The organism is Rodentibacter rarus (genome assembly GCF_001998965.1).
In the GTDB taxonomy this organism is placed as follows: Bacteria; Pseudomonadota; Gammaproteobacteria; order Enterobacterales; family Pasteurellaceae; genus Rodentibacter; species Rodentibacter rarus.
On the sequence record NZ_MLHJ01000119.1, the window covers coordinates 1 to 14,277 of the forward strand.

The 14,277-nt window shown below is 40.6% G+C and carries 14 protein-coding genes and 1 riboswitch; of the genes, 10 read left to right on the plus strand and 4 right to left on the minus strand.

All coding sequences use genetic code 11. The features are described from left to right. Positions 1-23 precede the first annotated feature (23 nt). The 3 genes from BKK50_RS12515 to BKK50_RS10570 all read left to right on the plus strand — a co-directional run bounded on the left by BKK50_RS12515 (position 24) and on the right by BKK50_RS10570 (position 1,792). Positions 24-287, plus strand: coding sequence for a hypothetical protein (locus BKK50_RS12515; protein WP_077417845.1), 264 nt, complete (start codon positions 24-26; stop codon positions 285-287). A gap of 76 nt (positions 288-363) precedes the next feature. Further along, positions 364-696: a hypothetical protein gene (locus tag BKK50_RS10565; protein ID WP_077417848.1), complete on the plus strand. Its 333-nt coding sequence runs from the start codon at positions 364-366 to the stop codon at positions 694-696. 88 nt (positions 697-784) lie between these two features. Continuing rightward, on the plus strand, positions 785-1,792 hold the full coding sequence (locus tag BKK50_RS10570; protein ID WP_158074672.1) for a DUF1266 domain-containing protein: 1,008 nt from the start codon (positions 785-787) through the stop codon (positions 1,790-1,792). A gap of 43 nt (positions 1,793-1,835) precedes the next feature. On the opposite strand, the gene BKK50_RS10575 is transcribed toward BKK50_RS10570, so the two are convergent. Continuing rightward, positions 1,836-2,603 (minus strand): TOBE domain-containing protein, encoded by a 768-nt coding sequence (locus tag BKK50_RS10575; RefSeq protein WP_077417852.1) that lies wholly within the window; start codon positions 2,601-2,603, stop codon positions 1,836-1,838. 127 nt (positions 2,604-2,730) lie between these two features. Here BKK50_RS10575 and modA point away from each other — a divergent pair, with 127 nt between their 5' ends. The 4 genes from modA (at position 2,731) to BKK50_RS10595 (ending at position 6,773) form a co-directional block, all read left to right on the plus strand. Then, positions 2,731-3,492 carry a molybdate ABC transporter substrate-binding protein gene (gene modA, locus BKK50_RS10580; protein WP_077417854.1) on the plus strand — a complete coding sequence of 254 codons (762 nt, stop codon included), beginning with the start codon at positions 2,731-2,733 and terminating at the stop codon, positions 3,490-3,492. A gap of 91 nt (positions 3,493-3,583) precedes the next feature. Next, entirely contained in the window at positions 3,584-4,312 is a 729-nt protein-coding gene (gene modB, locus BKK50_RS10585) for a molybdate ABC transporter permease subunit (protein ID WP_077417856.1), read from the plus strand. Continuing rightward, entirely contained in the window at positions 4,299-5,354 is a 1,056-nt protein-coding gene (gene modC, locus BKK50_RS10590) for a molybdenum ABC transporter ATP-binding protein ModC (protein WP_077417858.1), read from the plus strand. Before modB ends, modC begins: the two co-directional genes overlap by 14 nt. A 99-nt stretch (positions 5,355-5,453) precedes the next feature. Beyond that, positions 5,454-6,773, plus strand: a complete 1,320-nt coding sequence (locus BKK50_RS10595; protein ID WP_077417860.1) for an L-cystine transporter — start codon at positions 5,454-5,456, stop codon at positions 6,771-6,773. Between the two features lie 124 nt (positions 6,774-6,897). Here BKK50_RS10595 and aroA read toward each other — a convergent pair whose 3' ends face one another. From aroA to BKK50_RS10610, 3 genes are all read right to left on the minus strand, one after another. After that, on the minus strand, positions 6,898-8,196 hold the full coding sequence (gene aroA / locus BKK50_RS10600; protein WP_077417862.1) for a 3-phosphoshikimate 1-carboxyvinyltransferase: 1,299 nt from the start codon (positions 8,194-8,196) through the stop codon (positions 6,898-6,900). After that, the gene (gene purU / locus BKK50_RS10605; RefSeq protein WP_077417872.1) at positions 8,196-9,032 is read right to left on the minus strand and encodes a formyltetrahydrofolate deformylase; all 837 of its coding nucleotides are present in this window, start codon (positions 9,030-9,032) and stop codon (positions 8,196-8,198) included. Before purU ends, aroA begins: the two co-directional genes overlap by 1 nt. Before the next feature lie 82 nt (positions 9,033-9,114). Next, positions 9,115-9,519, minus strand: coding sequence for an H-NS family histone-like protein (locus tag BKK50_RS10610; RefSeq protein ID WP_077417864.1), 405 nt, complete (start codon positions 9,517-9,519; stop codon positions 9,115-9,117). 226 nt (positions 9,520-9,745) lie between these two features. Further along, a riboswitch (Lysine riboswitch) is annotated at positions 9,746-9,916 on the plus strand. A gap of 57 nt (positions 9,917-9,973) precedes the next feature. Here BKK50_RS10610 and BKK50_RS10615 point away from each other — a divergent pair. The 3 genes from BKK50_RS10615 to ilvN all read left to right on the plus strand — a co-directional run bounded on the left by BKK50_RS10615 (position 9,974) and on the right by ilvN (position 13,980). Then, the gene (locus tag BKK50_RS10615) at positions 9,974-11,494 is read left to right on the plus strand and encodes a Na+/H+ antiporter NhaC family protein (RefSeq protein ID WP_077417866.1); all 1,521 of its coding nucleotides are present in this window, start codon (positions 9,974-9,976) and stop codon (positions 11,492-11,494) included. A 270-nt stretch (positions 11,495-11,764) separates the two neighbouring features. Continuing rightward, positions 11,765-13,489 (plus strand): acetolactate synthase 3 large subunit, encoded by a 1,725-nt coding sequence (locus tag BKK50_RS10620; RefSeq protein WP_077417868.1) that lies wholly within the window; start codon positions 11,765-11,767, stop codon positions 13,487-13,489. Beyond that, complete coding sequence (ilvN, locus tag BKK50_RS10625; protein ID WP_077417870.1) at positions 13,489-13,980, plus strand: acetolactate synthase small subunit; 492 nt, start codon at positions 13,489-13,491, stop codon at positions 13,978-13,980. Before BKK50_RS10620 ends, ilvN begins: the two co-directional genes overlap by 1 nt. Positions 13,981-14,277 lie beyond the last annotated feature (297 nt).

A 14,277-nucleotide genomic window follows, 5' to 3' on the forward strand; every position in this document is an offset into this window, starting at 1 on the left:
TCTAGTACAGCCCCTATTTCTATATGGTTATTGAAAATGGGGATAAGCATAGTGGGGAAGCCTATATCGCTTATTTCCTTTTGCTTTTTTACTTGACATTTCCACTTGGTTCTTTTGTCTTTGTTGTTTTTTCTCTCTTCGGTTTTGGTGGCAACAGTTCATTTAATCCGGTTGTGGCTGGGTTAATGGGCATTGTTGCTATGATTGTTTTTTATTTCCAATGGTATGTGCTTTGCCCGAAGTTATGGCACTATTTTTGTAAGAAATTAAAACGAAATAAAAAATGATTGTTTAATAAATTATTCATATTCTTTGAGCGTTTAACCCGAGCTCACGGCAATGATAAATGAGTTAAAAGTAATAATGGCGAAATGGAAAAAACTGCTTATTTTTGTACCGCTCTTTCTTATGGTTTCGATGGTTTTATTTTTATATTTCCATTTTATTCTTGCAGAAGAAATAGTGAATCCTGCAGAAGCCCATATTGGTTATTTTCTCGGACTTCTCTGCTTGACTTTTCCATTGGGTTACCTCGTCCTTGTTATTTTTTCTTTTCTTCTTCCCGACTTTATTGAGCCTATTGCAGGAGAATTAATGGGGATTGTCGCCATTATCGCTTTTTATTTTCAATGGTATGTGCTTTGTCCGAAGTTATGGCGCTATTTTTGTAAGAAATTAAAACGAAATAAAAAATAATTGTTGAATAAATATTCAATTACACTGAAAAAGCTCTTGTCTTGTAGACTTTGTCAAGTATTTATCTATATCAAATATGGAGGAAACAATGAGTATCGCAGAAAAATTAAAAACAAAACAATTACGGGGTGGAAAAATTTCGCAAATTCAGGCGGTGCCGGCATTTATTGTGGGTATCGCCTTAATTATTGGCGAACTGACAAATACCTACTTATTATTTGATGGCAAATGGACGACCACGATAGTCGGAGGCATTGTGGCTGTCTATGGTGTCATCACATTTTTTCTTGGATGGTTGTGGGTGGCTGCTGTTGAGCACGAAATTGGCAAACCCTTTTTCGGCTTGCTAACTTTGCCTGAACCGAAACAACCGTTGAGAAATGATGAAGAGAAATATGCGTTTTTAGTGGATGGCTTTTATGAAAGTTCGAATATTTTATATGACGATAAAGAGTCTTTGACGGAACTGGCGAAAAATCCCTATTATCGAAGAGAGGCTTCCGTCAATTATGGTGAGGCGTTAGCGTTAAATGATCTTTGCGGTATTTACAATAAAGCCGCATCAAATGTTAAAACCTCACTGGAAAATTCGTGGGATATTAAAGACAGCAAGAGTGCACAAAAAACACTTTCTGCCTTATGGGAAGGGACAATAGAGGGGGCGGAAATTCCGCTGACGGCATACAATAATTTCGATGATTTGCACCAATCCATTGTGGAATTAGGCTTTCTCACAAAAACCTTGGACGCCGCACAAATAAACGTTTCTGGTTTTGATTTGGTGCGCACTATTTGGGTGGCTCGTAATAGTTATGTCGCTGGTTACATTGACGCAGAGGAATTACGGGCTATTTCACATAATGTGGCAGCGTTTACGGCGGCAAACTATGCAAATTGGCACGAGTTGGGTTATTCTTATCTGATTAGTTATTTAGCTTGGTTAGACGATGCAAAACCAAATTTGGCGTATCATATGTTAAAAGAACGGGTTTATGCGGTTTCTCAATATCTCTCTTCTCCATATAGCCCGCTTGCAGATACATCCTTAGATGAATTACGGGCTTATTTTGATTCTCTTCCTGAGGTGGAAAGCTAAAAAGTAAACGGCTGAATATCAGCCGTTTTTTCTTATCAAAAATTTATTCTAATGTCGCCAAAATAATTTGTTCCGGATCAATATGCAACCAAATTTGTTGATCGATTTTCCATTGGTCTGAGGGGGTAATGGTCGAACAAAATTCGATTCCGCTATCATCAAAAACTAAAATGGCTTCTTCCTCATTGATTGATTTGATGTTCACGGGAAATTGGTTTGTTTGACCTTCCAGAGGCTGTGTCGTCATTTTCACCCAAGGGGCTTTAATCATCAGCATCACTTCTTTTTCTGTCATTAATTTCAAACGTGAGGCACTTTTTGAGGTGATAGAAACCTGTAAGGGGATTGGCAACCCTTCGATGTTGACATCCACAACACAGCGGGAATTCATCATCCGTTGGTATGCCACCTTGCCGAAGAATTGATTGCGAGCACTCGTTTGCAAAGAAAAGCGTGCAGTGGCGGCAAGCAGGCTGTCGAGCGGCACGGATTCATCTTGCAAAATGTTGAAGGCATGATCTTGGGTCTTTTCTAATAGGTCATAAAGTTGAAGTAAGCGTTTGGCATAGCTTGTTAAAACCGTTCCTCCCCCATTTTTTCCCCCGATATTGCGTTCTAGCAATGGGCGAGGGCTGAGTTTATTCATCGCCTCAAGATGATCCCACGCACTTTTGTAGCTGACGTTGGCATTTTTGGCGGCTTGGTTGATGGAACCGAATTGCTGAATTTCTTTGAGTAGCCGAACCCGTTTGGGATCAATAAAGAGCATTTGTTGAAGTTTTATAGTGAGTAAAATTTCAGTATTTTTCATAGGGATTCCCTTCATCACAATAGAGCGTGATATATTCTATGATAAAACCACATTTTTACGTATCGCTATTTTCTATTTCGATATATAATCTAGTAAATAACGTTGATTCAATAATAAGGAGAAAATGATGAAAAAATTAACCCCAATTTCAACCGCACTTTTTATCGGTTTTGGCGTTTCTTTGGCAGTTTCAGCGAAAGTCACCGTGTTTGCTGCCGCCTCAATGACTGATGCTTTACAGCAGGTTGCCGCCGATTATGCGAAACAAAACCCTAAAAATGAGGTTGTGTTTTCTTTTGCCTCTTCTTCAACTTTGGCAAAACAAGTGGAAGAGGGTGCGCCGGCGGATATTTTCGTTTCAGCAAGTAATAAGTGGATGAAATATCTTTCTGAGAAAAATTTAACGGTGAAAGAAACAGAAAAAATTTTGGCGGGAAATGAATTGGTATTAATTGCTCCGTTGAAAAGTGCGGTGGATTCTGTGGAGATTTCCAAAGGTGAGTGGATCGATGCTTTAAAAGACAGTTATTTATCGGTGGGCGATCCGGCTCATGTACCGGCAGGGCAATATGCAGAAGAAGCCTTAACCAAACTGAATTTATGGCATAAAGTGAAAGATCGTTTAGCTCGAGCTAAGGATGTGCGTGGCGCATTAGCCTTGGTAGAACGGGCTGAAACGCCTTATGGTATTGTGTATAGCACGGATGCGAAAGTGAGCCCCAAAGTGAAAACGGTGGGGGTATTTCCTGCCGAGAGTTATAAATCGGTGGTGTATCCGATGGCGATTTTAAAAGATCACGACAATGCGGATTCTCGTGATTTCTTAAAATATCTTGATTCTGAGTCCGCAAAAAAAGTGCTTGAAGGTTACGGTTTCTCCGTGAAATAAATGAAATGGAAGAAAGGGCAAGGTTTTGCCCTTTTTGTTAAAATTCTCTTCCTCTTTCGGAAACATATCAATGTGATTAAGGAAATGTAATTTGCTCACCCAGTTTCTTTCTCTATTTAGTCTCACTCCCTTAGAAACCGATGCCATTCGTCTGAGTTTAAGTGTGGCGCTTAATGCGATGCTTTGGAGCTTGCCTTTGGCGATCTTTGTAGCGTGGCTTTTGGCACGTAAAAATTTTTATGGTAAGTCCATAGTGAGCGGCATAATTCATTTGCCTTTGGTCTTGCCACCTGTTGTGATTGGCTATTTATTACTGGTAGCAATGGGACGAAATGGGGTTATTGGTCGATATTTATATCAATGGTTTGGGCTATCTTTTGGATTTAGCTGGAAAGGAGCGGTACTTGCTTCTGCGGTGGTAGCTTTTCCTTTGGTCGTTAGGGCGATTCGTCTTTCCCTTGAAAGTATTGATCTTCGCCTTGAACAGGCAGCCCAAACCTTAGGTGCTTCCCCATGGCGTGTATTTTTTACCATCACTTTCCCGCTTTCATTCCCGGGTGTATTAGCCGGATTGATATTAGGCTTTGCCCGCTCACTAGGAGAGTTTGGGGCAACGATTACGTTTGTTTCCAATATTGCCGGTGAAACTCAAACCATTCCCCTTGCGATGTACTCCTTCATCCAAACACCGGGGGCTGAGGCGCAAACCGCACGTTTATGCTTTTTTGCTATTGTGCTTTCCTTTATTTCATTACTCGCTTCAGAATGGATGAGTAAACGTATGCAGAAAAAATTAGGGCTGGGAAATGTTACAAATTAATATCAAAAAACAATTAGGAAAATTGGCATTAGAGGCAAATTTACAGCTTCCTATTCAAGGTGTAACGGCTATTTTCGGTTTGTCCGGTGCAGGGAAAACCGCTTTAATTAATTTAGTGAGCGGACTCACTCAACCTGATGAGGGATTTATCCGATTAAATGACCGTACTTTGGTGGATACTGAAACACAGCAAAATGTCCCTATTCATTTGCGTAAAATCGGTTATGTGTTTCAAGATGCCCGTTTGTTTCCTCATTACAGGGTGAAAGGCAATTTATGTTACGGTGCGCAAAATGTAGCAAAAGAGGAGTTTGATTATATTGTCGAATTACTTGGCATTAGTCATTTATTGAAACGTTACCCACTCACCCTTTCCGGAGGAGAAAAACAGCGTGTTGCCATTGGGCGTGCGTTGCTCACCGATCCGGAAATGTTATTGATGGATGAACCTCTTTCAGCCTTAGATTTGCCCCGTAAACGGGAATTAATGCACTATTTGGAACGGCTTTCTCAAGAAATTAATATTCCTATTTTGTATGTCACACATAGTTTAGAGGAATTATTACGCCTCGCAGATCGGGTGGTATTAATGGAAAATGGGAAAGTCAAAGCCTATGATTTACTGGAGCGAATTTGGAACAGTGCGATTTTTGCCCCTTGGAAAGGGGAAAATGAGCAGAGTAGTGTTTTAGCCTTACCCATTTATTTGCATCATCCATCTTATAAAATGACCGCACTTTCCTTGGGAGAGCAATTACTTTGGATTCATCAAGTAAATGCGGTGGCAGGGGAGCTTGTACGCATTTGTATTTATAGCTCTGATGTGTCAATTGCTTTGCAGAAACCGCAACAAACCAGTATTCGCAATATTTTACGTGGTCAAATTGCACAAATTGATAGACAGGATTCTCGTGTAGATATTGCGGTATTAATTGAAGGGCATCAGATTTGGGCAAGTGTCAGCAAATGGGCGCAAAATGAATTATGCTTTATGGTGGGGATGAATGTTTATGTACAAATAAAAGCAGTCTCCGTTGTTTAAAATGATATTCCATAAAAGTATAAGCTATAACGAAAAACGATTAGATCTTTGATGAGGAAGTCTATCTAATATCGCCACCTGAATTTATAGGAGATTAATATGTTATTTCTTACTTTAGCCATTTTTGCACTGATTCTTGTGCTGTTAGGCTATCTTTACAAAAAAACACAAAAATTAGGACAAACGGTTTTCATTGGTTTAGTGCTGGGGTTAGGTGTGGGGGCATTGCTCCAAAATTTGTCGGATGAGGCAACCCTTAAAACCGCATTAGATTGGATTAATTTGGTCGGTGGTGGCTATGTTCGTTTATTACAAATGATCGTGATGCCACTCGTTTTTGTTTCAATTTTATCGGCAATTACCCGTCTCAATGAGGCTCGCTCTTTAGGTAAAATCAGCTTTAGTGTGCTTTCTGTCTTGCTTGTTACCACCGCAATTGCCGCTTTTATCGGAATCATTATGGTTCAACTATTCGGTTTAACGGCAGAAGGTTTGGTTGCCGGTGAACGTGAACTTGCTGCGCAAACCCGAGTATTGGGTCGTGCCGATCAAATTAATGCATTAAGTGTGCCGGCAATGTTGCTTTCTTTCATTCCTAAAAATCCATTCGCTGAATTAACAGGGGCAAATCCCACTTCAATTATTAGTATAGTGATTTTCTCTGCATTTTTAGGTGTGGCAGCATTGAGTTTGCGTAAAGAAAATCAGGAATTGGGGGATCGTATTGCACAAGGTGTGGAAACGCTCAATAAATTAGTGGCACGTTTAGTGCGTTTTGTCATTCGTTTAACGCCTTATGGGGTGTTTGCCTTAATGATAAAAATGGCGGCAACGTCAAAATGGGCAGATATCCTGAATCTAGGTAGTTTCATTGTGGCTTCTTATATTGCTATTCTCTTAATGTTTATCGTTCACGGCGTACTACTTTTATTGTCCGGCATCAGCCCGATTCAATATTATAAAAAAGTGATGCCTACACTTGCTTTTGCCTTTAGCTCTCGTTCAAGTGCTGCGACTATCCCATTAAATATCGAAACGCAAACAGACAAACTGGGTAATCATCCGGCTATCGCAAATTTCTCAGCCACTTTTGGTGCGACAATCGGACAAAATGGTTGTGCGGGAATTTATCCTGCGATGTTAGCGGTCATGATTGCCCCTACGGTTGGGATCGACCCGTTTAGTGTGAGTTATATTGCAACACTGGTTTTTGTGGTGGCGATTTCTTCTTTCGGTATTGCCGGTGTCGGTGGTGGGGCAACCTTTGCGGCGATTGTGGTACTTTCAACCTTAGGCTTACCCCTTGAATTAGTCGGTCTATTGATTTCAATCGAACCCCTTATTGATATGGGACGTACTGCCTTAAATGTCAACGGCGCAATGACAGCCGGAACATTAAGCAGTAAATGGTTGAAATGACAGCTTTTGTGTGTTTACGGTATTATGTCGGAAATTAATTAAAAATCGACCGCACTTTTTCGGGAGAGTTTTATTTGGGGACGTTTTGTTTTACACTTGCTATTAACAAAGCGTCCCACTTCTTTTAATTTCTTACACAAATTTTTTCAAATTCAGCAAAAAATGTCGGGAAGGTTTTTGCCGTACATTGAGGATCAAGGATCGTCACTGCCGTATCTGAAAGGGCGATTAAGGCAAAGCACATTGCCATACGGTGATCGTTGTAAGTGGCAATTTCGGCATGTTGGAATTGATCTAACGGTAAAGGTTGAATTCGAATGAAATCTTCCCCTTCTTCCACTTCCGCTCCGACTTTACGCAATTCCGTTGCCATCGCAGCAAGACGATCAGTTTCTTTTACCCGCCAGTTGTAAATATTGCGAATGGTGGTTTCCCCTTGGGCAAAAAGGGCTGTGGTAGCGATTGTCATCGCTGCATCGGGAATGTGGTTCATATCCATATCAATCCCTTTTAGTTCCATTTTTTCCGCTTGGATAAAATCCTCACCCCAAGTGATCTTGGCGCCCATTTTTTCTAATACCTCTGCAAATAGGCGGTCACCTTGGATAGAATTTTTGCCGATACCGGTTACTTTCACCTTGCCTTTGATCGCCCCGGCCGCTAAGAAATAAGACGCAGAAGAGGCATCACCTTCCACTAAATAATTGCCGGGGGACACATAGGATTGATTCCCTTCGATATAAAAACGTTGATAGGATAGATTTTCCACCACGATACCGAAATCTTTCATCATCGCAAGGGTGATATCAATGTAGGGTTTGGAAACCAATTCGCCGATAATTTCAATTTCCATTGGGTTTTCAGCCAAAGGTGCCGCCATTAAAAGTGCGGTCAAAAATTGTGATGAAATAGAACCATCAATGGTGACTTTGCCACCTTTCATCCCCGTGTTGCGAATGGCAAGAGGAGGGTAGCCTTCATTTTCTAAATAGCGCACCTCCGCCCCTGCTTGATGTAGCGCCTCAACCAAATGACGAATTGGGCGTTCTTTCATACGAGGTTCACCGGTGAGGATCACTTCACCCTCCGTTGTTCCTTTCAAGCAAAGTGCGGCAGTTAAAGGGCGCATAGCCGTACCGGCATTCCCTAAAAAAAGTGAAAGTCCGTTTTGTACATTAAAAGCGCCGCCTAATCCCTCAATTTCACAAATGCTTTTATCTTCGGAAAGTTGATAATTTACCCCGAGTGCTTTTAGGGCATTTAACATATGGTGGATATCATCACTATCAAGCAAATTGGTGACTTTTGTGGTGCCTTTGGCAAGGGCGGCGAGGAGTAATGCCCGATTAGATAAACTCTTTGAGCCGGGAAGGTTGATCGTTCCTTCCACTGAACGAATTGGGGTTAACGTGATTTTTTCCATTACAGCACCACCGTTTTGTTTTTATAAACAAAAATTTTATCGTGAAGGGCGAGATCAAGCGCACGACTTAACACGGTTTTTTCCACATCTCTCCCGGCTCGCATCATGGCATCTGCGCTATAAGTGTGATCGACATGGATCACATTTTGCATAATAATCGGGCCTTGATCTAACTCATTATTGATAAAATGTGCTGTCGCTCCAATGATTTTTACGCCACGTTCATAGGCTTGTTGATAGGGTTTCGCCCCAATAAATGCAGGAAGGAAAGAGTGATGAATATTGATCACCCGGTTTGGATAACGCTCGACAAATTCAGGATTTAGCACGCGCATATATTTTGCCAAGACAATGTAATCCGGGGCATATTCATCAATTTTTTCTGCAAGGCGTTGATCGTGTTCAACTCGTGTTAATCCCTCATGGCTGATGTAGTGGAAAGGAATATCAAAACGTTCCACCAATTCTTGTAAATTATGATGGTTTCCTATGACAGCGGCAATTTCTACATCTAACGCACCATAATAATTTTTCATTAAAATATCACCGAGACAATGGGCTTCTTTTGTCACTAAAATGACAATGCGTTTACGTTGGGCGCTGATTAAACGACAATTTGTTCCTTCGGGTAAACTATATTTAAGATCTTCAAGTAATATTGTTTCATTAAAAATGCCTTCAAGCTCGGTTCGCATAAAGAAATGTTTTGTCTCGAAATCAACAAATTCGTTATTATGCAAAATATTGAGTTGGTGTTTATAACAAATATTCGTGATTTTTGCGATTAAACCTTTATCATCCGGGCAATCCGTAAGGAGTATTTTTTTTTCAATCATAATGTTAATGCTGTGTTTATTTGTAATAGGGAAAGAAAAAAAGAGAACCCATAAAAAATATGGGTTCTTGAGAATTGAATAATTAAATTTCAAAATCAGATAATGATTTACCGGCATTTAATGCGGCTTGAATTGTCATTGGCATACGACCTTGACCCGTCCAGGTTTTTTGTTTGCCATTTGCATCCGTATATTGATATTTTGCCGGACGTGGTTCACGTCTTGAACGAATGGAAGATGAAGTTCCCCCAACAATTTCTTGTAATTCTTCAGCGGTAATTCCTTCTTGTTTCATTAATTCTTTATATTTTTCAATACGTGCTTTACGTTCAATTTCAGCTTTTTGGAGCTCTTCCATTTGCATACGTTTTTCAGCAACAGCTTCTTCAAATTTCTTTAATGAACTTTCTGCTTGTTCTAATGTAAGATCACGTACTACGGAACGAATAGTGCGAAGATTGGTAAATGCTTTAATTAAATCGGACATAATAAACCTCATTGATAATACAATATAAATAGGACGCTTATAATAACGAAATTAATCCAGAAGGTAAACCTTAAATTTAAATAGAAAAAAATAGGAGTCCGGTTATAACTAGATGGGTTATTAAATGATAAGATTTATGTTATTTATTACTAAATTTTGATTAACTAGGGTTATTTAATAGAAACTATTAGATTTTTTCTGTTTTTTCTTGTAACCTTTAATTCCCTATAAAAGTAGAGGTGCAGTGGCTATAAGTATTTTTTCCGAGTGGATAACGATGACGAAAAAAGAAAGGAGTCATTGCCGAAATCAGTTAAAAGTCGTTTTGGCTGGTTGGTGGCGTATCCGAAAGGAGCGTTACTGTCATAGTGATTAACTATGGAGCGCTACGGTTAGGCTGGCCATTTCAAGTCCATATTCTGCCGTTGTCTCCATTATTTTTAGGTATAACGTAATGGAACTTATCGATTTTTCTTCTTCAATTTGGTCTATTGTCCCCGCTTTATTGGCGATTGTCTTAGCCATTGCAACACGTCGTGTATTAATTTCTTTAAGTGCGGGGATTTTAGTGGGGGCATTAATGCTTAATGATGCCTCAATCCTCCCCACCTTAACTTATTTGAAAAATAATATTGTCTCGTTGGTTTATAGCGATGGGGCAATGAACTCAAATATGAATATTGTCCTTTTCTTAATTTTACTCGGTATTTTGACCGCACTTTTAACGGTTTCCGGCAGTAATCGTGCTTTTGCCGAATGGGCCCAAGCCCGCATTAAAGGTCGCCGTGGAGCAAAATTATTAGCAGCATCATTGGTATTTGTCACCTTTATTGATGATTATTTTCATAGTCTTGCAGTGGGGGCGATTGCCCGCCCGGTGACAGATCGTTTCCAAGTTTCCCGACCGAAATTAGCCTACATTTTAGATTCCACTGCCGCACCGATGTGCGTGATGATGCCGATTTCAAGCTGGGGGGCTTATATCATTACATTGGTGGCGGGTCTACTGGCGACTTACTCCATCACGGAATATACGCCGATGGGAGCATTTGTCGCAATGAGTTCAATGAACTACTATGCGATTTTTGCATTATTAATGGTGTTTTTTGTGGCTTATTTTTCTTTTGATATCGGTTCTATGGCTCGTCACGAAAAAGCGGCAATGGCACGAGAAAATCAGGAGCAGGAGGACGAATTGGGGGTGAACGGTCACGTTCGAAATCTTGTTTTTCCTATTTTAGTTTTAATTGTCGCTACGGTCTCTATGATGATGTATACCGGCGGTCAAGCTCTTGCTGAAGCCGGATCACCCTTCTCAGTATTAGGGGCTTTTGAAAACACCAATGTTGGGATCTCGCTCGTTATTGGGGGCATAAGTGCGGTTATTATTTCCACGATTTTAATCGTATTAGATCGCCAAGTGTGCTTATCCGAATATGTGAAAGCTTGGGGATTAGGCATCAAATCTATGCTTGGAGCGATTGCGATTTTATCTTTTGCTTGGACAATCAATAAAATCGTGGGTGATATGCAAACAGGTAAATATCTCTCTTCTTTGGTTTCAGGCAATATTCCAGTTCAATTTTTACCGGTAATTTTATTTGTTTTAGGGGCTGCAATGGCATTTTCAACGGGCACAAGTTGGGGAACTTTCGGTATTATGCTGCCAATTGCTGCAGCGATGGCGACAAATACTGCACCGGAATTGATACTACCTTGCCTTTCTGCGGTGATGGCAGGTGCCGTGTGTGGTGATCACTGTTCACCGGTTTCGGATACCACGATTTTATCCTCGACAGGGGCAAAATGTAATCATATGGATCACGTTACCACTCAGCTTCCTTATGCGTTAACGGTTGCAGCAGCTACCTGTGTGGGTTATATCGTTGTGGGCTTTACGAAGTCTGGATCGACCGGGTTTATCGCTACCGCACTTTCTTTGAGTGTCCTCGTTTTTATTGTGAAAAAACGTTAAAAATGTGATCTGGTTCAAAAAAATAAATAAAAAATAAAATTTTTTGATTTTTATAAAATGCGGCATAAAGTCGCATTTTTTTATTTTTAATGCTTTATTTTTTTATATTTAACCAAAGATTTGGTTATTTTTGGATTTTTGTTCTGCTATTATCCATTTTTATTATGTTGTGAGCCTATAGACAAAGATTTTTTTGTCAGTATGATAAATCCCATTGAGAGTGTATCACTTAATCATCAATTAAAGTGCGGTCAATTTTAGGAGTGAATAATGAAAAAATTATCCGGTGCGGAAATGGTAGTGCAATCACTGCGCGATGAAGGGGTTGAATATTTGTTTGGTTATCCGGGGGGCGCAGTACTTGATATTTATGATGCGATTCATACCCTTGGCGGCATTGAACATATTCTTGTGCGTCATGAACAAGCGGCGGTTCATATGGCAGACGGTTATGCACGAGCAACCGGCAAAGTGGGCTGTGTCTTAGTGACATCAGGCCCCGGAGCAACCAATGCGATTACCGGCATTGCTACGGCTTATGCGGATTCTGTACCGATGGTGGTGATTTCAGGGCAAGTGATGAGCCATTTGATTGGCAGCGATGCCTTCCAAGAATGTGATATGGTGGGCATTTCTCGTCCCGTAGTAAAACACAGTTTTATTGTCAAAAAAGCAGAAGAGATTCCGGAAATCATCAAAAAAGCCTTTTATATTGCCTCAACAGGGCGTCCTGGTCCTGTTGTGGTGGATATTCCAAAAGACACGGTCAACCCAATCCATAAATTCCCTTATGAATATCCAAAATCTGTTGAAATGCGTTCTTATAATCCCACAGTGAATGGACATAAAGGACAGATTAAAAAAGCGCTAAAAGCCTTATTAGTGGCAAAAAAACCAGTGTTATTCGTGGGGGGGGGAGCGGTTGCCGCAGAATGTAGTGACGCATTAACCCAATTGGCACAGCGACTAAATTTACCGGTGACGGCATCGCTGATGGGTTTAGGTGTCTATCCAAGTACGGATAAACAATTCTTAGGTATGCTTGGGATGCACGGCACTTATGAGGCCAATAACGCCATGCACGAAAGTGATTTAATTTTAGGGATTGGGGTGCGTTTTGATGATCGTACTACCAATAATCTTGAAAAATATTGTCCACACGCAAAAGTGATTCAAATTGATATTGATCCCACCTCAATTTCTAAAAATGTTCAAGTGGCGATCCCTATTGTGGGCAACGCTAAAAATATCTTAGATGAATTTTTAAGCTTATTAGGCGAAGAGGGCGGAAATCGTCCACAAAATCATCTTGAAGATTGGTGGGCGCAAATTAATCAATGGAAAGCCAAAAACTGCTTGGATTTCGACCGCACTTCAGGGGTGATCAAACCGCAACAAGTTATGGAAGCGGTTTATCGTATCACTCAGGGAGAGGCCTATGTGGCCTCCGATGTGGGTCAGCATCAAATGTTTGCTGCGTTGCATTATCCTTTTGATAAACCCCGCCGTTGGATCAATTCCGGTGGCTTAGGCACAATGGGTTTCGGTTTGCCTGCCGCATTGGGGGTAAAACTTGCCCAACCTGATGCCACAGTGGTGTGTGTGACCGGTGACGGCAGTATTCAAATGAATATTCAGGAATTATCTACGGCGACCCAATATGGTATTCCTATTGTGATTATTTGCTTGAATAACCATTTCTTAGGTATGGTGAAACAATGGCAAGATTTGATTTATTCAGGGCGACACTCACAAACCTATATGAATTCTTTACCGGACTTTGTGAAATTGGCAGAATCTTATGGGCATGTGGGCATTAAAATTGCTACACCGGATGAATTGGAAAGCAAGTTGGAAGAAGCTTTTAAACTTAAAAATAAACTTGTTTTTGTTGATATCAATGTGGATGAGGCGGAACACGTTTACCCAATGCAAGTGCGTGGTGGGGCAATGAATGAAATGATTTTAAGCAAACCACAAGAGGAGAAAGCATAATGCGTAGAGTTTTATCTGTTTTATTAGAAAATGAATCCGGCGCATTATCGCGTGTTGTCGGGTTATTCTCTCAACGGGCCTTTAATATTGAAAGCCTCACCGTAGCGCCTACGGATGATCCTACCTTATCACGAATGACGATTGAGGCAGTGGGCGATGAGCAAGTGCTTGAACAAATTGAAAAGCAGCTGCATAAACTCGTGGATGTGTTTAAAGTGATTAATCTCAGTGATCATGAGCATGTTGAGCGTGAAGTGTTACTGGTAAAAATTCGTGCCACAGGGGCATCGCGTGATGAAATCAAACGGCTGACCGATATTTTCCGAGGTCAAATTGTTGATGTCACCCCGAAATCCTACACGGTGCAATTAACCGGAACAAAAGACAAACTGGATGCTTTTGTGAAAGCGGTGAAAGAAGAAACCACCTTACTTGAAATTGTGCGTTCAGGATTGATCAGTTTGTCGAGAGGAGAGAAAAACATTCTCTAGAAAAGTGCGATTGATTTCAACCACACTTTTTATAATATTCGGTATTATGCAGCTGTTGCACAAACTTAATTTTTGTAGAGCTAATCCCCTCGCTAATTTATAGGCGAGGGGGAGAAAGTCCGTAGGATTTTCGAAGGGAGAAGGGGCATCACAACGTTCTCCCTTTTTGCTTTCACAGCCTCTCTCCTAAAAAAGAGAAGTAGGGAGCCACATAGTGTTCTTGCTATTCTTTTTTATGCAATTTTGAACAATATAGAATGAGAAAACTGATACTCTAATATTGGGGCTGTACTAGAT

What these genes read in the sequence shown, in the direction of transcription:
- BKK50_RS10610 (WP_077417864.1), bottom strand. Translation starts at nt 9,519, where the DNA reads ATGTCCGATTTAATTAAAGCATTTACCAATCTTCGCACTATTCGTTCC.
- aroA (WP_077417862.1), bottom strand. Translation starts at nt 8,196, where the DNA reads ATGGAAAAAATCACGTTAACCCCAATTCGTTCAGTGGAAGGAACGATC.
- BKK50_RS12515 (WP_077417845.1), top strand. Translation starts at nt 24, where the DNA reads ATGGTTATTGAAAATGGGGATAAGCATAGTGGGGAAGCCTATATCGCT.
- modC (WP_077417858.1), top strand. Translation starts at nt 4,299, where the DNA reads ATGTTACAAATTAATATCAAAAAACAATTAGGAAAATTGGCATTAGAG.
- BKK50_RS10595 (WP_077417860.1), top strand. Translation starts at nt 5,454, where the DNA reads ATGTTATTTCTTACTTTAGCCATTTTTGCACTGATTCTTGTGCTGTTA.
- purU (WP_077417872.1), bottom strand. Translation starts at nt 9,032, where the DNA reads ATGATTGAAAAAAAAATACTCCTTACGGATTGCCCGGATGATAAAGGT.
- BKK50_RS10615 (WP_077417866.1), top strand. Translation starts at nt 9,974, where the DNA reads ATGGAACTTATCGATTTTTCTTCTTCAATTTGGTCTATTGTCCCCGCT.
- BKK50_RS10565 (WP_077417848.1), top strand. Translation starts at nt 364, where the DNA reads ATGGCGAAATGGAAAAAACTGCTTATTTTTGTACCGCTCTTTCTTATG.
- ilvN (WP_077417870.1), top strand. Translation starts at nt 13,489, where the DNA reads ATGCGTAGAGTTTTATCTGTTTTATTAGAAAATGAATCCGGCGCATTA.
- modA (WP_077417854.1), top strand. Translation starts at nt 2,731, where the DNA reads ATGAAAAAATTAACCCCAATTTCAACCGCACTTTTTATCGGTTTTGGC.
- BKK50_RS10575 (WP_077417852.1), bottom strand. Translation starts at nt 2,603, where the DNA reads ATGAAAAATACTGAAATTTTACTCACTATAAAACTTCAACAAATGCTC.
- BKK50_RS10570 (WP_158074672.1), top strand. Translation starts at nt 785, where the DNA reads ATGAGTATCGCAGAAAAATTAAAAACAAAACAATTACGGGGTGGAAAA.
- BKK50_RS10620 (WP_077417868.1), top strand. Translation starts at nt 11,765, where the DNA reads ATGAAAAAATTATCCGGTGCGGAAATGGTAGTGCAATCACTGCGCGAT.